This is a genomic window from Rhodoferax sp. (assembly GCF_044236835.1).
Lineage (GTDB): Bacteria > Pseudomonadota > Gammaproteobacteria > Burkholderiales > Burkholderiaceae_C > Allorhodoferax.
The window spans coordinates 192,626-210,460 of sequence record NZ_JBIIGC010000001.1 but is presented as its reverse complement, the minus strand read 5'-3'; the positions used below and the strand labels follow the sequence as shown (position 1 = coordinate 210,460).

The 17,835-nt window shown below is 57.3% G+C and carries 17 protein-coding genes and 1 tRNA gene; 7 read left to right on the top strand and 11 right to left on the bottom strand.

Translation table 11 applies throughout. The features are described 5' to 3' along the window. Positions 1-81 precede the first annotated feature (81 nt). The 3 genes from ACILRC_RS01000 to ACILRC_RS00990 all read right to left on the bottom strand — a co-directional run bounded on the left by ACILRC_RS01000 (position 82) and on the right by ACILRC_RS00990 (position 3,047). Positions 82-1,950: an ATP-binding protein gene (locus tag ACILRC_RS01000; protein WP_395667454.1), complete on the bottom strand. Its 1,869-nt coding sequence runs from the start codon at positions 1,948-1,950 to the stop codon at positions 82-84. 9 nt (positions 1,951-1,959) lie between these two features. After that, entirely contained in the window at positions 1,960-2,472 is a 513-nt protein-coding gene (locus tag ACILRC_RS00995; RefSeq protein ID WP_395667453.1) for a molybdopterin-dependent oxidoreductase, read from the bottom strand. Between the two features lie 98 nt (positions 2,473-2,570). Continuing rightward, positions 2,571-3,047, bottom strand: coding sequence for a peptidylprolyl isomerase (locus ACILRC_RS00990; protein ID WP_395667452.1), 477 nt, complete (start codon positions 3,045-3,047; stop codon positions 2,571-2,573). Between the two features lie 134 nt (positions 3,048-3,181). Here ACILRC_RS00990 and grxD point away from each other — a divergent pair, with 134 nt between their 5' ends. Next, positions 3,182-3,508, top strand: a complete 327-nt coding sequence (gene grxD, locus ACILRC_RS00985) for a Grx4 family monothiol glutaredoxin (RefSeq protein WP_395667451.1) — start codon at positions 3,182-3,184, stop codon at positions 3,506-3,508. A 9-nt stretch (positions 3,509-3,517) separates the two neighbouring features. Here the strand turns inward: grxD and ACILRC_RS00980 are convergent, their stop codons facing one another. Both ACILRC_RS00980 and ACILRC_RS00975 read right to left on the bottom strand, forming a co-directional pair. After that, complete coding sequence (locus ACILRC_RS00980; RefSeq protein ID WP_395667450.1) at positions 3,518-4,111, bottom strand: lytic transglycosylase domain-containing protein; 594 nt, start codon at positions 4,109-4,111, stop codon at positions 3,518-3,520. Positions 4,112-4,149: 38 nt separating this feature from the next. Continuing rightward, positions 4,150-5,892, bottom strand: a complete 1,743-nt coding sequence (locus tag ACILRC_RS00975) for a proline--tRNA ligase (RefSeq protein ID WP_395667449.1) — start codon at positions 5,890-5,892, stop codon at positions 4,150-4,152. Between the two features lie 102 nt (positions 5,893-5,994). On the opposite strand from ACILRC_RS00975, the gene ACILRC_RS00970 reads away from it, so the two are divergent. Then, positions 5,995-6,609, top strand: coding sequence for an RNA pyrophosphohydrolase (locus ACILRC_RS00970; RefSeq protein ID WP_395667578.1), 615 nt, complete (start codon positions 5,995-5,997; stop codon positions 6,607-6,609). A 16-nt stretch (positions 6,610-6,625) separates the two neighbouring features. Here the strand turns inward: ACILRC_RS00970 and proB are convergent, their stop codons facing one another. From proB to rplU, 4 genes are all read right to left on the bottom strand, one after another. After that, on the bottom strand, positions 6,626-7,762 hold the full coding sequence (proB, locus tag ACILRC_RS00965) for a glutamate 5-kinase (protein WP_395667577.1): 1,137 nt from the start codon (positions 7,760-7,762) through the stop codon (positions 6,626-6,628). Between the two features lie 83 nt (positions 7,763-7,845). Beyond that, a complete protein-coding gene (gene cgtA, locus ACILRC_RS00960) occupies positions 7,846-8,925 on the bottom strand; it encodes an Obg family GTPase CgtA (protein ID WP_395667448.1) in 1,080 nt (359 codons plus the stop codon). 82 nt (positions 8,926-9,007) lie between these two features. Beyond that, on the bottom strand, positions 9,008-9,265 hold the full coding sequence (rpmA, locus tag ACILRC_RS00955) for a 50S ribosomal protein L27 (RefSeq protein WP_395667447.1): 258 nt from the start codon (positions 9,263-9,265) through the stop codon (positions 9,008-9,010). A 12-nt stretch (positions 9,266-9,277) separates the two neighbouring features. Continuing rightward, positions 9,278-9,589: a 50S ribosomal protein L21 gene (rplU, locus tag ACILRC_RS00950; protein WP_395667446.1), complete on the bottom strand. Its 312-nt coding sequence runs from the start codon at positions 9,587-9,589 to the stop codon at positions 9,278-9,280. 207 nt (positions 9,590-9,796) lie between these two features. Here rplU and ACILRC_RS00945 point away from each other — a divergent pair, with 207 nt between their 5' ends. Beyond that, a complete protein-coding gene (locus tag ACILRC_RS00945; protein WP_395667445.1) occupies positions 9,797-10,726 on the top strand; it encodes a polyprenyl synthetase family protein in 930 nt (309 codons plus the stop codon). On the opposite strand, the gene ACILRC_RS00940 is transcribed toward ACILRC_RS00945, so the two are convergent. Beyond that, on the bottom strand, positions 10,727-12,673 hold the full coding sequence (locus ACILRC_RS00940; RefSeq protein ID WP_395667444.1) for a TonB-dependent receptor plug domain-containing protein: 1,947 nt from the start codon (positions 12,671-12,673) through the stop codon (positions 10,727-10,729). Positions 12,674-12,848: 175 nt separating this feature from the next. Here ACILRC_RS00940 and ACILRC_RS00935 point away from each other — a divergent pair. Then, positions 12,849-12,925 (top strand) — tRNA-Pro (locus ACILRC_RS00935). A 63-nt stretch (positions 12,926-12,988) separates the two neighbouring features. Here the strand turns inward: ACILRC_RS00935 and ACILRC_RS00930 are convergent. Further along, positions 12,989-14,092, bottom strand: coding sequence for a sugar phosphate nucleotidyltransferase (locus ACILRC_RS00930; RefSeq protein WP_395667443.1), 1,104 nt, complete (start codon positions 14,090-14,092; stop codon positions 12,989-12,991). Positions 14,093-14,381: 289 nt separating this feature from the next. Here ACILRC_RS00930 and ACILRC_RS00925 point away from each other — a divergent pair, with 289 nt between their 5' ends. The 3 genes from ACILRC_RS00925 (at position 14,382) to rfbD (ending at position 17,831) form a co-directional block, all read left to right on the top strand. Beyond that, positions 14,382-15,704 carry a UDP-glucose dehydrogenase family protein gene (locus tag ACILRC_RS00925; protein ID WP_395667442.1) on the top strand — a complete coding sequence of 441 codons (1,323 nt, stop codon included), beginning with the start codon at positions 14,382-14,384 and terminating at the stop codon, positions 15,702-15,704. Positions 15,705-15,840: 136 nt separating this feature from the next. Beyond that, complete coding sequence (gene rfbB / locus ACILRC_RS00920) at positions 15,841-16,926, top strand: dTDP-glucose 4,6-dehydratase (protein ID WP_395667441.1); 1,086 nt, start codon at positions 15,841-15,843, stop codon at positions 16,924-16,926. Then, positions 16,923-17,831: a dTDP-4-dehydrorhamnose reductase gene (gene rfbD, locus ACILRC_RS00915; RefSeq protein ID WP_395667440.1), complete on the top strand. Its 909-nt coding sequence runs from the start codon at positions 16,923-16,925 to the stop codon at positions 17,829-17,831. The genes rfbB and rfbD overlap by 4 nt, the downstream gene beginning before the upstream one ends. Positions 17,832-17,835 lie beyond the last annotated feature (4 nt).

Sequence of the window (17,835 nt, the reverse complement as noted above, 5' to 3'; positions counted from 1 at the left end):
AACGCACATTTAACCAATAACAGCCTTTCAATCGCCAATATAGACAACAAAAAGTCTGAAAAGTTAAAAATGAAGACTTTTCTAGCTCTTTAGGTGCTTTGCCACCACGGCGCGCAGCTGGTCAACCGCCACAGGTTTGCCCAGAAAGTCATTCGCACCAGCATCGCGAGCGGTTTGAACTGCCTCGTTCATGACGTCGGCTGTGAGCACCACGATTGGGGTCGCCGCCACAGGCCCGTCCATGACACGTATGGCCCGGGTTGCGGTCAGGCCGTCCATGACAGGCATGCTGACATCCATCAAAATCAAATCGAACGGCTCTTGCGCCACACGGTCCAGTGCGAGCTGCCCGTTCTCGCAGAAGGCCACAGAACAGCCCATGCGCTGCAGCAGCACACCCACCAATTTTTGGTTGATTGGGTGGTCCTCGACGACAAGTACGCGGGGTGCATTTGCGACCACTGATGAGGACGCTGCGTCGGCCTGTGTCACGGTGGGCACCAAGGCAAGTGCGGACCGATTCGTCGGCGCAGATGGCGGCGGCGGTTCGCCCACGGCCAATGGCACTGAGAGCGTGAACTCAGAACCCTCACCCAGCTCACTGGTAACGGTAATTGCGCCGCCCATCATGTTCGCCAGGGACTGCGAAATCTCCAGCCCCAAACCGGTTCCACCGAAACGCCGGGTGGCGCTACCGTCGACTTGGTAGAACCGCTGGAACAACTGCGCCATGCCTTGCACATCCATGCCAATTCCGGTATCGCGCACCGCAATGGCCAGACGCACGGATTGATCCGACTCCCTGCTCTGCGCAACCGTCACCTTGACTTCACCTTCTTCGGTGAACTTGATGGCGTTGTTGATGAGGTTAAACAAAATCTGCTTGAGCCGCGTCTCGTCTGCTATCACCCAGCGCGCAGATACATCGCTCGACTGCACATGGACCAAAGAGAAGTCCAATCCCTTGGCGGTGGCATGCGGTTGCATAAGCGCCTCCACGTCCATCAGCAGGCGCCGCAAATCCACCGGCAGGGGTTTGAGCGTGACTTTCCCGGCCTCCAGCGCCGAAACATCCAAGATGTCGTTGAGCAAAGTGAGCAGGTGGTGGGCAGAGCGTTGTGCCGTCTTAATGTAGTCGGCCTGCTCTGCAGAAATAGGGGTTGCCTCCAGCAAGCCCAGCATGCCCATCATGCCATTGAACGGCGTGCGCAACTCGTGGCTCATTTTGGCCAAAAACTGGCTCTTGCCCCGGTTGGCAGCCTCGGCTTGGATGCGAGCCTCCAGCAAATCTTCGGTCAACTTTTCCAGCGCCAGGCGCTCCTTCTCCTGACGTCGATGCCGCAAGGCCAAAGCGGCTGAAGCACCCAGCAGTAACAGAAGCTGCGCCAACGTTAGCGCCACGATCAGGTCGTTTTGGTCCAGCATCGTGGTGGATTGACGCTCCAACAAACGTGCAACCTCGGAATCAGCGGCGTGACTGACGGCCTGCACGCTGGCACCCAAGGCGTTGTACTGATCGAGCAACTGTGCCAATGCATCACGGTCCAGCGGACTGGCACCCATAGCCGCATCGCTACGACGCACAAGCTCTTCAAGCCGGGGCAATAACTCCTGGTATTCAGGGCGCGAGTCGAGCACGGAAAGGCCTGGACTCTCGCGCAGCAAGGCTACCCGGCTAAGGAAAAGGTCGTAGCGCAGCGTCAGGTTCTGGGCATCGATGGGCGCGCTGGCACCGACCTCCTTATCCAACGTTTGTCTAAAGCGCAAGAACTCGCGCTCAAATTGAAACACCAGCGCAGTGAGTGAATCAGAACGCAGGCTGCTGCTTTGCTCGATAGTGCGCTTCTGGGCGAGCTCAAATGCCAGCAGCGCTGCCATCGCAATGGCCATGGTGGCGGTGCCTAGCGCCAGCCACAGCAGATAGCGCTGGTTTGTCCTGCGGCCCGTCATCCGAGGGCTTTACTCGATGACCATCGATTTAAGCTGCCAAGCCGAGCGTTCGTAGTACACCGTGGAACGCAATTCTGCCTTCTTGTCGAAGGGGTAGACGATGAAAAGGGGGCCCTTGGTCTTGATCGGGATGTTGGCGCCGTTCATCTTATGGGCCACCACCACATCAAACTTTTGCGCATCCTCTACAGGAATGCTGGTTTGGTAGTCATTGAGCGCGGCGGCCTTAATCACCGAACCCTGGGCTTTGGCCGCACCTAAAACATCGCGCAGCAAGGGGCCGGTGAACTCGATAGGCTTTTTGTCCCATGGCGTCATGGTGGTGAAGGTTTGTTGCGGCAACTTTTCGATCATCGCCATGTCAAACGCGGCAACGTTGGCCGTGTTTTTCTGCCCGATCTTTCCGGAGATGGTCAACACCACCTTGCCTTTGGGGAGTTCAAGTGCGGATGCGGGCTGTAAGGCTCCCAAGATGACAACCCCCAGGGACGCAACAACACTTTTGGCAAATACAGATTTCATCCTCTGGCCCCTTCGCATGTTTGATCGGGAAATTATGCCAAACGCAGTGTCGCAACTGACCCTCTTCGGATGGCAAGTTTTCCACGCGAATCAGCGTTTCAATGGTGGTGGCCGTGCGCGCCGTGCACATGACCGTGTTGGATCTCCTCGGCTGAAGCGCTACGGACGTCCAGCACTTGGAGTTGGAACACCAAGGTCTTGCCTGCCATCGGGTGGTTGCCGTCCAATAGGACATGGTCGCCCTTGACTTTGACGACGGTGAAAACCTGCGAGCGCCCCGACTCGTCTTGGCCCCGCAGTTGGCCTCCAACTTTGACCCCAGGTGGGAATTGGGATTTTGGAATGCTCGTCAAGAGCGTCTCGTCGCGCTCACCAAAGGCGTCTTTTGCAGCGAGTTCAATGCGCGCTTGGAAACCTGCCTCCCGACCTTCAAGCGCCGCTTCCAGCAAGGCAAACGTGTTGCCGTAGCCACCGTGCAGATAGGCCATGGGATCTTTGCCGTCGTCCAGCACTTTGCCACTGGGGTCGGTGACCTTGTATTGCAGCGTAACTGCCGTGTCTTTTTCGATTTTCATAGTGTCGGTGGAAGTGAAGGCGCGATTATCGATACAAAAAACCACGACACCAGTGCCTGCCGTCGCCGCCAGCGCCACGCGGGCTTGGCGTTGGTGAAATAATCTCTCCCATGCAAGCGAACCAAGGAAACCCAATGAGCAACACCCACCAACGCATCGACCAACTGGTCAAGTCCAACGAAATCTTGCTGTTCATGAAGGGCAACGCCAGCTTCCCCCAGTGCGGCTTCTCTGGCCGCGCAATTCAAATTTTGAAAGCTTGTGGCGTTGACACCAAGTCGGTCAAGACAGTGAACGTATTGGAGGACGACGAGATTCGCCAGGGCATCAAGGAGTACAGCAATTGGCCCACCATTCCCCAGCTGTACGTGGGAGGCGAGTTCATTGGCGGCTCGGACATCATGATGGAGATGTACGAGTCCGGCGAACTCGCCCAAATGCTTGGCAAGAAGCCGGCCTGAGTCAACTGGTTACGCAAATCCCCACAGCCGCCGCGCCCCCAGAACCGCCTGGGGGTAAGCGGCTTTTCCTCGTGAACCGTTGTAGCGCCCAAGCGCAAGAAACAGATCTCCTCGCTCAATGTCGAGGTAGTGCCGCAGGATCACGCAGCCAAAACGCAGGTTAGTTTGCAGATGAAACAGGGCTGCAGAGTTGCCGTCAGCGAGCACCCTAGTCCAAAAGGGCATTACCTGCATGTATCCGCGCGCGCCCGCCACGCTGACTGCAAACTTGCGAAAGTTGCTCTCGACTTGGATCAGGCCGAGCACCAAGTCGGTGTCAAGCCCAGCGCGTTTGCTCTCGTACCACACTGTTTGCAAGAACTCTCTGCGCACGTTCGCATCGGGCTTTCGCTTGATAAGCCGAGCACTCATCTCACCGAGCCAGCGCAGGTGGTTCAGCCTGCTGGAAGTGTCCTCGAACTCCGGAATGGGCGGCGCTAGGTTTTGGATAGCGGCACTCAGCGCGGTGCGCACCGAGTCGACCAAAAGCTCTTCGCGCTGGCGGCCTGCCAATGCGCCACCCGGTAGCAGCATCGCACCACCAACGCCCAAAACCCAGACCATGCCAGCCCGTCGTGTCAGCGCCCCGGAGGCCGACCGGGTCAAGCTTGCAGGCGCGAGCGGATCCATTTCGAGGCGTCAGAGACTGGCACCTTGGTTGGCTCGGTGTCACGGCGGTGCTGGTACTCAACGTGGCCTTCTTTCAGCGCACGGTCACCGATCGTCAATCGGTGTGGAACGCCAATCAGCTCCCAATCGGCGAACATCGCACCAGGGCGTTCGTTGCGGTCGTCCAAAATCACATCCACGCCGGCATCCAACAAATCTAGGTACAGCTTCTCCGCCACAGCTTTCACGTCCGCAAAGCGATCCGGGCTGATCGGACACAGCACCACTGTGAAGGGCGCCAGCGCATCGGGCCAGACGATGCCGCGCTCGTCATGGTTTTGCTCAATCGCTGCCGCAGGTAAACGCGTGATCCCGATGCCATAGCAGCCCATCTCCATGAACTGGGGCTTGCCGTTCACATCCAAAAACGTCGCACCCATGGCCTGGCTGTACTTGGTGCCCAAGTAAAAGATGTGCCCAACTTCGATACCGCGCTCAATTGCCAATGGGCCTTTTCCGTCCGGCGAGGCATCGCCTTCCACCACATTGCGAATATCGGCTACCACATCAGGCTCACGCAGGTCCCGGCCCCAGTTGACGCCGCTCAGGTGGGCGTCAACTACGTTGGCCCCGCAAACAAAGTCAGCCATCAATGCAACTTCGCGGTCGGCGACAACTTTCAAAGCTTGGCGCAAACCCACCGGCCCGAGGTAGCCGGGTTCGCAGCCAAAGTGCTTGTCGATTTCGGCCAAGGTGGCAAATCGGAAGTTTGCCAAACCCGGAACCTTTCCGACTTTGACCTCGTTCATGCTGCGGTCACCACGTATCAACAGCAACCAAACTTGCGACTTGATCACTTCGCCTTGCTCGTTCCGCTCGTCGGTGGCCACCACCAGAGACTTCAGCGACTGTTCCAGAGGCAATCCCAGGAACTCTGCGACATCGACACAGGTGCTCTTGCCTGGCGTGGCGACCTGTGCCATGGCCTGTGTCGGTGCAGCACGGGGTACCGCCGGGGCCAGTGCCTCGGCCTTTTCCATGTTGGCGGCGTAGTCACTGTTTGGGCAGTACACAATGGCGTCTTCACCGGTCGCCGCAATCACCTGAAACTCCTCGCTGAGTTCACCACCAATCGCACCACTGTCGGCAGCTACAGCCCGGTAGGTCAGACCAAAGCGGTCAAAGATTCGACGGTAGGCCTTGGCCATGGTCTGGTAGCTGGCTTTGGCGGCTTCAGAGTCGCGGTCGAAGCTGTAGGCATCCTTCATGGTGAACTCACGCCCGCGCAGCAAACCAAACCGGGGCCGTCGCTCATCACGGAACTTGGTTTGAATTTGGTACAGGTTTTTGGGTAGCTGCTTGTAGCTCTTGATTTCCTGCCGGGCAATGTCGGTAACCACTTCCTCACTTGTGGGCTGAACCACGTAATCACGTTCATGTCGGTCTTTGATGCGCAACAGTTCTGGACCCATTTTTTCAAAGCGACCTGTCTCTTGCCACAGTTCAGCAGGCTGCACCACCGGCATGGTGATTTCAACCGCGCCAGCACGGTTCATTTCTTCCCGCACGATAGCTTCCACCTTGCGAATCACTCGCAGCCCCATGGGCATGTAGCTGTAGATGCCAGCGCCAAGCTTTTTGACCATGCCCGCACGCATCATCAGTTTGTGGCTCACGACCTCAGCATCTGCAGGCGCTTCCTTGAGCGTGGATATGAGGAATTGGGAGGCTTTCATGGCGCAACTCGCAGGAATTGGAAGGGCTCTAGACCACCTCGCCCCTTGATGCACCGCGCACGCTGTGCATAATGAACGAAGTTTAAAAATTGGGGTTTGATTATGCTTGACCGGGACGGCTTTCGCCCCAACGTCGGCATCATCCTGCTCAACCAGAGAAATCAGGTTTTTTGGGGCAAACGCATACGTACCCACTCGTGGCAGTTCCCGCAAGGTGGCATTGACCGGGGCGAAACCCCCGAGCAGGCCATGTTCCGCGAACTGCATGAGGAAGTGGGGCTCCAGCCGGAGCACGTATCCATCGTTGCCCGCACCCGAGACTGGTTGCGCTATGAGGTGCCAGACAGGTACATCCGCCGCGATGCGCGCGGTCACTACAAAGGCCAAAAGCAAATTTGGTACTTGTTGCAGTTGGTCGGCCACGACTGGGATTTGAATTTGCGGGCGACCGACCACCCCGAGTTCGACGCTTGGCGTTGGAACGAGTACTGGATCCCGCTGGACGCAGTGGTGGAGTTCAAACGGGACGTATACCAGCTCGCGCTGACGGAGCTTGCGCGCTTCCTGCCGCGGCAGGAAGCGCGGAGCCGATATCTTCGGGGAGGCGCGCGCACTCGTGAGGCAGACGTATTGGGCTCCCGATCAGAACAACCGGAACCAATGTCGGACGGGTTACACCGAACGACAAGCGCCCCAGACCTTGCAGACCCAGGTTGAAATGTTTGCTTAAACGCTAGCGGGTAAGTACCAAGTTGTCTCGATGCACCATTTCTGACTCAGCCACGTAACCCAACACACGGGCAAACTCGGCGGACGGTTTGCGGCATATCAAACGAGCTTCAGAGCTTGAGTAATTCGCAAGCCCTCGCGCGATTTCGGCGCCCGAAAGGTCGCGGACTGCGATGACATCGCCGCGCGAGAACTCGCCCTCAACTTGGACCATGCCGATCGGTAGAAGGCTCTTGCCCGCGCTTTGCAACACTGCTGCGGCGCCGTCGTCCACTACCACGTAGCCACGCATTTGAAGGTGGTCAGCGATCCACTGCTTGCGGGCCTGAATCTTCTGGGTTTGAGCAACCAACAATGTGCCGATGGACTCACCGCGGGATAAACGGATCAATACGTCGGCTGTGCGACCCCAAGCGATGACCGTAGAAGCACCAGAACCAGCGGCACGCTTAGCGGCAAGTACCTTGGTGATCATGCCACCCCGGCCAATGCTAGACCCTGCGCCACCAGCCATGGCCTCAAGAGCGCCATCGCCGGCGATAGCCTCATGCACGAAGGTCGCAGACGGCTCCTTTCGGGGATCCGCGGTGTACAGCCCATGCTGGTCGGTAAGTATCACCAGTGCATCCGCTTCTACCAGATTCGCAACCAGCGCACCCAGGGTATCGTTGTCTCCGAACTTGATTTCATCGTTGACCACGGTGTCATTCTCGTTAATGACAGGCACGACGCCCAGTTTGAGTAGCGTCAACAAGGTGGAGCGGGCGTTGAGGTAGCGCTCCCGGTCAGCCAAGTCAGCGTGCGTGAGCAGCACCTGCGCACTCCCCAAGGCGCTTTGGCGTAGCTTGGTCTCGTACATCTGCGCCAAGCCCATTTGTCCCACTGCGGCGGCAGCCTGCAACTCGTGGATGGCACTGGGTCGGCTCGCCCAGCCAAGGCGTTTCATACCCTCGGCTATGGCCCCACTGGAAACGATGATGACCTCACGCCCATCTTCCACCAAGTATGCAATCTGACGGCACCATTCGCCGATTGCGACTTCGTCCAACCCCCGCCCCTCGTTCGTGACTAGGCTGGAGCCCACCTTAACAACGATGCGTTTGGCTGTGCGCAGCAAGTGCGGATGCTGGATTGGGTTCATGGTAAACAAGGTCATCGCAACTGCGCCTAAGCATCAATCACGCGCAGGTAGCCCAATGAGAAAGCATAGTGCGCAACATCGCGCTAAGCCTTTGGGTTCGGGCCGCTTTCAACAAACCGGGGATCGGACTCGATATGCGGTTGCTCAGCCAATTGCTGCGCCTTCACATGTTTGTAAATTTCCTTGGTTAAGGGTTCACAGCCATCGCGGGTGAGCGCTGAAATCTCAAAAACGGGACCTTTGAACTTCAAACGCTTTACGAAGTCCTTGACGACGGCAGCTCGGGCATCGGGAGGCACCATGTCCAACTTATTCAAAACCAGCCAGCGTGGTTTCTTGTAAAGCGCTTCATCGTACTTTTTGAGCTCATTGACTATGGCCTTGGCCTGCGCAACCACGTCCACGCCCTCGTCAAAAGGGGCAACATCGACTATGTGCAACAGCAAGCGAGTGCGCTGCAAGTGGCGCAAAAACTGATGCCCCAACCCAGCGCCCTCGGCCGCACCTTCAATCAAGCCAGGCAAGTCGGCGACCACAAAGCTCTGCTCGGGGCCCACGCGTACCACGCCCAAGTTGGGATGCAACGTGGTAAAAGGGTAGTCTGCAATCCGGGGACGCGCATTGGACACCGCTGTGATGAATGTGGATTTTCCTGCATTGGGCATACCAAGAAGTCCAACATCTGCAAGCACCTTGAGCTCAAGCTTGAGATTGCGCTTTTCACCAGGCCACCCTGGGGTCTTTTGGCGTGGTGCACGGTTAATCGCGCTCTTGAAACGGAGATTTCCAAAGCCACCATCGCCGCCTTTGGCGATTGTGATGACTTCCCCAGGCACTAACAACTCAAACAGCAATTCGCCAGTTTCTGCATCAGTAATCACCGTACCTACAGGCACTTTTAGTGTGATGTCGCGGCCGGCAGCACCAAACATGTCCGACCCCATACCGTGTTCACCACGTTGGGCCTCATACCGACGAGAAAATCGAAAATCGACCAAGGTATTGAGGTTGACATCAGCCACCGCGAAGACATGCCCACCGCGGCCACCGTCTCCACCATTGGGGCCACCGAACTCCTTGTATTTTTCATGGCGAAATGAGACGCAGCCAGCACCACCATCTCCTGCGGAGACGTCAATGTAGGCTTCGTCAACAAACTTCATAGTGTCAATTTCAGCTGCGCAGACCTCAGAAACAAAAAACCCCGCGCCAGGCGCAGGGTCTTAGAGTTGAGGCCGCACCAAACTAGGCCGCAGCCACACTAACAGTATGTTTGTTCAATGCGCCCTTGGTCGCAAAGGACACATGCCCATCCACCAATGCGAACAACGTGTGGTCTTTGCCAATACCAACGTTGCTGCCAGGATGGAACTGCGTACCACGCTGGCGAACAATCACGGAGCCGGCACTCACCAACTCACCCCCGAACGCCTTCACGCCAAGCATTTTTGGTTTTGAATCACGCCCGTTTCGCGTCGAGCCGCCGCCTTTTTTCTGTGCCATGACTAGCGCTCCTTATGCGGCAATGGTTCCGATTTGCAGCTCAGTGAACTGCTGCCGGTGACCTTGGCGCTTTTGATAATGCTTACGACGACGCATCTTGAAGATGCGCACCTTGTCGTGTTTTCCGTGGGCGATTACTGTGGCAGTAACCGTTGCACCGGACACCAAGGGTGTGCCAACTTTCATCTCTGCGCCGTTTCCGACAGCGAGCACTTGGTTGATCACCAACTCTTGGCCTACATCCGCAGCAATCTGTTCTACTTTAATTTTTTCACCGGCAGCAACACGATACTGCTTGCCACCGGTTTTTATGACCGCGTACATATTGACCTCTTTCACTAGACGCCTGCAGGTAGCTTCCTGCAAAGCCAGATAGTGTACCAGTCAAACCTTGGGCCGGCAAGTAGGAGCGCTTTTCGCCCCGGCAGGCGGCTTGCACCTTCCTATAATTCGCTGCAATTACTTCGGTACTTCGTTTTGAACGCTAATTCGCGCACTCCCACGACTGGTCTCTCCGTGATAGCGGCAGACATGGCACGCGTTGACCAGGTCATTTTGAGGAGCTTGAATTCCTCGGTGCCGATGGTCAGTAGCGTGTCCAACTACATCATCGATGCGGGCGGAAAACGCCTGCGTCCGGCGCTGATGTTGCTGGTGTGCGGCGCTCTCGGCTGCCAACATCCACAGCGTTGCAACATGGCCGCAGTGGTGGAGTTCATTCACACGGCGACTTTGCTACACGATGACGTAGTGGACGATTCTGCGCTGCGGCGCGGGCGAGCCACTGCCAATGCTGCGTTTGGCAACCCGGCGAGCGTTTTGGTTGGCGACTTCCTTTACTCCCGTGCCTTTCAGATGATGGTAGGGGCGCAAGACATGCGCATCATGCAAGTGCTCGCCGACGCCACCAATGTGATAGCTGAAGGCGAAGTGATGCAACTCATGAACATGCACAACGCAGCGCTAGATGAGGACGGATACGTGCAAGTCATACGATCCAAGACCGCCAAGCTTTTCGAAGCAAGCGCCCGCGTTGGAGCCATTTTGGCTCAGGCGGATGCCAGCATTGAGGCTGCATGCGCTGAGTACGGTCAAGCACTAGGTACCGCATACCAGATCGTTGATGACATCCTTGACTACGCTGGGGATAGTACTGTCATGGGGAAAAGTCTTGGAGACGATCTGCGTGAGGGTAAAGCCACCTTGCCTTTGATTGCAGCGATGCAGCGCGGGAATGCCCGACAGAGCGAATTGGTGCGTACAGCGATTGAAAATGGCGACGTGGGCCAGCTACACGCCGTTTTGGAGATCGTGAAGGCGACTGGCGCCTTAGAGGTCGCACGGATGGCGGCACAAAAGGAAGCACAACGCGCAATACACGCGACGCGACTATTGCCGCCGGGAACCCATACCGAATGCCTGACCCAACTCGCCTGCGAACTTTTGTCGCGCGACCATTGACTACATTTCTGCCGAAACGCTGACAAACGCGCGTTGCTGAAAGCTCACACGCTTCGGGTCGTAGTCTGCGTACGGAGAACCGATGTTTTGGACAGTGATGGCCCACTCGCCGCGTTTTGACCCCAATCGCAAGGGAACTGCAAAGCGAACATCGGTACGCGACACGGAACGCGCCATGTCTACGGCTCTATTCTCGGCCAGCACCCGAGGCCCGCTGGCGTTGTGCATCAGGCTGAACTCCATATTGCCCGGAAGTTTTTGAAACCAGGCCAGCGAGCTGGACTGCGCCGCCACTGACATCGACGTATCCACATTGGACGAATCGTTGTGCAGGTAAGTCTGACTCCAGAGCAACTGGCTGCCTGCCCAAGGTCGCCACTTGACCTGGTACTCTAGGCCATCCAATGCGAATTGGTCAGCATTGGAATACGACTTGACCCCACTGGCTGAGCTACCTTGAAAGATCATTCCCGATAGCTGCTCGTTGAATACCCGTACGTCCATCGCAAGCTTGGCTTGCGGGAACTCACCAAGGTATCCGATCTCACGGGCTCGCACAAACTCCGGACGCAGATCGCCCGAGCACTTGTTCGTGATAGCAATCTCAACTCCGGTGGAGGTTGCATAACGCACATCACACCGTTGCTCGAAGGCACTAGCCGGTCGGTAGGCATGGGACTCGCCAATGCGCCACGTGTGTCCGGGCGCTACATGCCAATTCAGCATGAGACGCGGTGCGAGGGTGTCGCCTCCATCCGCGCTCTTCTCAGCCATGACACCCGCATTCAAGATCAAGGCCGGGCGCAGATGCGACTCCACGTTTCCAAACAAGCGAAAGAACTCTGCTGTAACTGGTTGGTCCGTGTTGTACAGCGGACGAGAGCGCACATGCTCGCTGCGCAGCTCGGCACCCCACGCGATTCGTGACGTCTGAAGGAAACGGGCTGTATGGTGCACCGACAGTGTGTCAATCACCGCGGTTCCCGTGAAATCAATCCATGTGGTGTCTGGCAGGCCCAGTGGCAAGAGTGAATAAGCAAAACGGTCGCCGTAGCGTTCCTCAGTGCGTACATAGCGCAAGACTAAATCGGCGTCGCTGCCCAAAGTGCGCTTCCAGTCCACCTGCAAGTGGTTCGCAACGTAATCGGTATCTCGCAGCGGGTTATCCAACGTGTTGGCCACACCGGTGCCGGCGCGAATAGCAAGTTGTCCCAAGCGGAGCTCCAAACGCTCTGCGACGCCGATTTGCGTCACGGATTGGAAGTTCACACGTTCGACAGTATTGTGGTCATTGCCCCCCTGCAAACCACCATCGCGCCGCCGGTCCAGTGAAAGCCGGTACGCACCGGACTCACCTAAGGATCCAAAACTTGCTCTGGCGTCCTCAATCAGGTTGTCGCCTCGGACGATGGCGGCCGTCCAGCCAGGAGTTTGACTCGGGTTTAGCGTGACGATGTTGATTACACCCAGAAACGCTCGAGCGCCGTAAGTTACGGAGTTGGAGCCCCGCAATACTTCAACGCGCTCTATGTCAGAGAGCGACACCGACTGCAATCCCGTGCCCACTCCACCGACAAGAAATGGCGAATAAACGGAGCGTCCATCCACTAACACTTGCATACGGTTGGATACGCTCCCGTACATGCCATGGTAGGAAGCCTGCGGGGCGATACGCTCAAATGACATCGAGGAGTCAAAGCCTGGCACCAAACGAAGCAGGTCGGCCAAGTCGCGTGCACCAGACAAGCGAATCATTTCGCGGTCCAGGATCGTGACGGCACCGGGTGTTTCATCAATGCGCTGCGAAAGCCGTGAGACCGACAAAACAATTGGAATATCAGCTAGGAAGTCCAACTCCGATAGCGGTGCGCCCACTTGAGCTTGCGCGTGCTGCAAGCCGAAAATGCCCATCCACAACGCAATTGCCAAACAGTCTTTGCTTTTCATGCTGCCTCTCAAAGCCCAAGCGAAGAGGTGCCCAGACCCCAAAGCTGGGCACATTATCTGCGCCAAGCTGGCTCTGCAGTGGCGCATAAATCAGCCGGCGAAGCGCACGGTCAGACCCAATCTGCCGCCGCAAACTGACAATTGCGTTTGCTAGAATCCAAGGCCGTTTGAATTGCGGGGTGTAGCTTAGCCTGGTAGAGCGCTACGTTCGGGACGTAGAGGCCGGAGGTTCGAATCCTCTCACCCCGACCAACTCGAGCATCTAACGCAAGCACCTGCGATTTGCACCCCTGCAGCGCGCCTTTTTTTTACGACTCAGGCGCGAGCATCGCCCCAGCGCAGGTTAGACACATCGTCTCCAACGTACAAGGTCTCGCCACGGCGGTTCACACAGTACTGACGGGACACGATCATTTCCTCAAAATGCATGTTTGCAGCAATGCGCGTGTATTCGAACAACACGCTACGAACGACCCGCGCGCCCGCTCGCAGTATGCTGCCGTGGCCAATCCAACAGGGGCCAATGAGCGTCGCGCCCGGTTCGATCTTGACGCTGGAGCCGATGTACACAGGCCCTTCAATGGTCACATCGTCCCATGGGATTTGGGTGTTCAGTCCCACCCACACACCGGGCCTGACTTGCTTGCCGGGCATTTTCATGTCCGCGATTTCACCCTTGAGAACACGCTGCAACACCGTCCAGTAGTCACTTACTCGGCCGATGTCGATCCAGTGAAATGGGCGACTTTGGGCAAAGAAGGCTCTGCGTTCAACCACCAAGCGGGGGAAAAGTTCTGAACCAATGTCGTAGCTTTGGTTGGGCGGAATCATGCCAATGAGTTCAGGCTCAAACAGGTAAATGCCGGCACTGGCCAAGGTGGACTTGGCTTCTTGGGGCGTGGGCTTTTCCTGGAATGAGGAAATTTGGCCACTGGGCTGGGCAACGACAATGCCGTAGGACTGCACTTCTTCGATCGGGACTTGGACCGCCAAAATGCTGGCCAACGCCCCAACCGCCCTGTGCTCAACCAGAGCCGCTGAGATGTCTAGGTCGATCAGCGCGTCGCCACACAGAACCAAGGTAGTCTCATCGAAAAATCCACTGAAGTCCTGAATCTTGCGCAAGCCCCCGGCTGACCCCAAAGGGCGAGGGAAGATGTCACCGTGCTCGCGTACACCCTCGTAAGAATAGCCAATCGATGCACCCCAACGGCTGCCGTCGCCAAAGTACTGCTCAATGCGTTGGTGGTGGTAAGCCACGTTCACCATGATCTCGGTAACGCCGTGGCGCACCAGATGTTCGACCAGATACTCCATCACCGGCTTACCCAAGATAGGGACCATCGGCTTGGGCAAGTCCTTGGTGAGCGGGCGCACCCGTGTGCCCTGCCCCGCCGCCAAAATCATGCCTTTTGCCATTGGTTGTACTCCTGTATTTCCATCGGAATAGTGCAACTGTCAGATCGCGACTTGCGGGCAGTTGCGGGGGAGAAAGTGGGCCGCAGCCAACTCGGTGAGTTGGCGTGAGCAGTTTAGCGGAGCACCACACACCTTGCGACCCCCGCATCGCATCGCGCAACTGGTGTAGCACAGCCGAAAAGCGCCACCAACTTGTCGCTGATTTGTCACTGAAATGACTCATTTATGTCGCCAATGTGTCGCGTTGCGTTTGTACATTTTGTCATCCACTTTTTGTAAGGCTCAGCGCATGAAGATCACCGTTATCGGCACCGGCTATGTTGGCCTGGTATCTGGCGCATGCTTTGCTGACATGGGCAACGATGTGCTGTGTCTGGATGTCGACCCCCGAAAGGTTGAAACGCTTGAGCGCGGCGATATCCCGATCTACGAACCCGGCCTGCAAGCCTTGGTGACGCGCAACGTCGCTGCAGGCCGACTGCGATTCACCACAGACGTCGAACGGGCCGCGCATTTCGGCACCGTGCAGTTCATTGCCGTCGCCACACCACCAGACGAGGACGGTTCAGCCGATATGCAGTACGTCATGTTGGCTGCGCAAAACCTAGGCAAACATATGACCGACTACAAGGTGGTGGTCAACAAAAGTACCGTCCCAGTGGGCACCGCGGACCAAGTCCAAGCGGCCATTGCGCACGAGCTGGCGCAAAGGTCAGTCACCGTCCCCTTTAGCGTGGTCAGCAACCCAGAGTTTTTGAAGGAAGGTGCCGCTATCGACGACTTCATGCGCCCGGCGCGTATTGTGGTGGGCTGCGACGATGAACAGGCCGCGCTGCACATGCGCGCGTTGTATGCACCGATCCAGCGCAACCACGAGCGGATGATCCTCATGGATGTCCGCAGCGCCGAACTCACCAAGTACGCAGCCAATGCAATGCTTGCAACCCGCATCAGCTTTATGAACGAAATGGCCAACTTGGCCGAGGTGCTGGGTGCTGACATTGAGAATGTCCGTAAAGGTATTGGCTCCGATCCGCGAATTGGGTATGACTTTCTGTATGCGGGGGCAGGCTATGGCGGATCCTGCTTTCCCAAGGACGTGCAGGCACTGATCTCAACAGCGTCTGGCCACGTTGGAGCATCGCTGCAAGTGTTGCAAGCAGTAGAGTCGGCAAACAACGCCCAAAAGCGCGTATTGGGCACCAAAGTTTGCAGGCGCTTTGGCCAGGACCTGCGCGGCAAACACTTTGCGCTCTGGGGCTTGGCGTTCAAAGCCAACACGGACGACATGCGCCAGGCCAGCAGCCGAGAAGTCATTGCAGACCTGCTGCAGGCCGGCGCCACAGTCACGGCTTACGACCCTGTTGCCACGAAAGAGGCGGCAAGATGCTTTCCCGACGAGACGCGCATCACGTTTGCGCAATCCCAAACAGCCGCCTTGGAGCGCGCAGACGCGCTGATCATCGTCACCGAGTGGCGGGAGTTTCGCAGTCCCGACTTTGATGTGATTAAGGCCAAGCTGTCGCACCCGGTCATTTTTGATGGCCGTAACCTGTACGACCCCAAGCTGGTTCGGAGTTTAGGCTTTGAGTACTACGCGATAGGACGCTAGAACACCGCCCGCTTACTCCTTGGCTGATACACGAATCTAGCCCCTAAAGCCCCGGCTCATTGACGCATCCGAGCTCGCAACTAGCCTCGCGTTGTCGCCGATAATCGAGGACTTCTAGTGCCGTTGAGGGGTCCCAATGACAATACTGGTCACCGGTGGAGCCGGGTTTATTGGCAGCAACTTTGTGCTGGACTGGCTTGCCCAGAGCGATGAACCGGTTGTCAACCTCGACAAATTGACATATGCAGGCAACCCGGAAAACTTGGTATCGTTGTCAAAGCATCCGGGCTATCTGTTTGCGCACGGTGACATACAAGACGCTACCCTCGTCGATAGATTGCTGGCGGAGCATAGGCCGCGCGCGGTGGTGAACTTTGCCGCTGAAAGCCATGTGGACCGCAGCATTTCTGGACCGAGCGCGTTCATCCAAACCAATGTCGTCGGTACCTTCCAACTGCTCGAATCGGTGCGGCGCTACTGGGGAAAACTGGTGGACGCGGAAAGAACCACCTGGCGTTTTCTGCATGTTTCTACCGACGAGGTCTACGGTTCATTGGCGCCGACCGACGATGCCTTTTCAGAGACGCACCGCTACGCACCAAACAGCCCCTACTCCGCGTCCAAAGCCGCCAGCGACCACTTGGTGCGCGCCTACCACCACACCTACGGGCTTCCAGTACTGACGACCAATTGCAGCAACAACTACGGCCCCTACCACTTCCCGGAAAAGCTCATTCCGCTGATGATCGTCAACGCCCAAGCAGGCAAGCCCTTGCCCGTCTACGGCGATGGTCAGCAAGTGCGTGACTGGTTGTATGTAAAGGATCACTGCAGCGCTATCCGACGGGTCTTGTACAAAGGGCGGATGGGCGAGGTGTACAACATCGGCGGTTGGAACGAGAAGCCCAACCTCGAGATCGTGCATACCGTGTGTGACCTGCTAGACGAACTCAAGCCTCGTGCCGATGGCAAGTCCTACCGCGCGCAAATCACCTACGTGGCAGACCGCCCCGGCCACGACCGACGCTACGCAATTGACGCCCGCAAAATCGAACAGGAGTTGGGCTGGAAGCCCAGCGAGACCTTTGAATCTGGCATCCGCAAAACTGTTCAGTGGTACCTGGAGAACCCTGCTTGGGTAGCCAACGTACAAAACGGCAGTTACCGCGAATGGGTCGCGCAGCAGTACGGCCATGGCAACCCAGTTGCTCCTGCGGCATGAAGATACTTTTGTTGGGACGTGACGGCCAAATTGGCTGGGAGCTTCAGCGCGCTCTGTCGGTGCTCGGCGAGGTGGTGGCGTTGGGCACCAATTCCACACGCAACTCTGGTGGCTTGTGTGGCGACTTGACCCAGTTGGACGGTTTGGCCCGCACCATTCGAACGATCAATCCTGCGGTGATCATCAACGCTGCGGCATATACCGCTGTCGACAAAGCCCAATCCGAGCCCGATCTGGCCCACACGGTCAATGCGCTGGCACCTGCAGTGCTCGCCTCAGAAGCCAACGCGCTGGACGCGTGGCTAGTGCATTACTCGACCGACTATGTGTTCGATGGCAGCGGCCACACCCCGTGGACCGAAGAAGATGGCCCCAATCCACTCAGTGTTTACGGGCACAGCAAATGGGACGGTGACCAAGCTGTGACCGGCACACCGAAACACCTGATTTTTCGAACCAGTTGGGTGTATTCTGCCCGGCGATTGAACTTCGTCCATACGATGCTGAAGCTGGCGAAAGAGCGCGACACCTTATCTGTGATTGACGATCAACATGGCGCACCAACAGCTGCAGAACTGCTGGCTGACACCACGGCGCATGCGTTGCGCACAGCGCTCATACAGCCCAAAGTGGCTGGTCTTTACCACTGCGCTGCCGCTGGCGCAACCACGTGGCACGGTTACGCGCAGCATGTCATCGAACACGCGACCACATTGGGCTGGCAGTTCAAGGTCAGCGCCGACCAAGTGCGTGCGATTCCCAGCACCGGCTACCCCAGCGCGGCCAAGCGGCCTCTCAACTCGCGCCTGGATACCAGCAAGCTGCAGGCCACATTCGGACTGGCAATGCCGCCGTGGCAGTTTGGCGTGAACCGTGTGCTTGCCGAAACCCCCATTCCCGCCTGACACC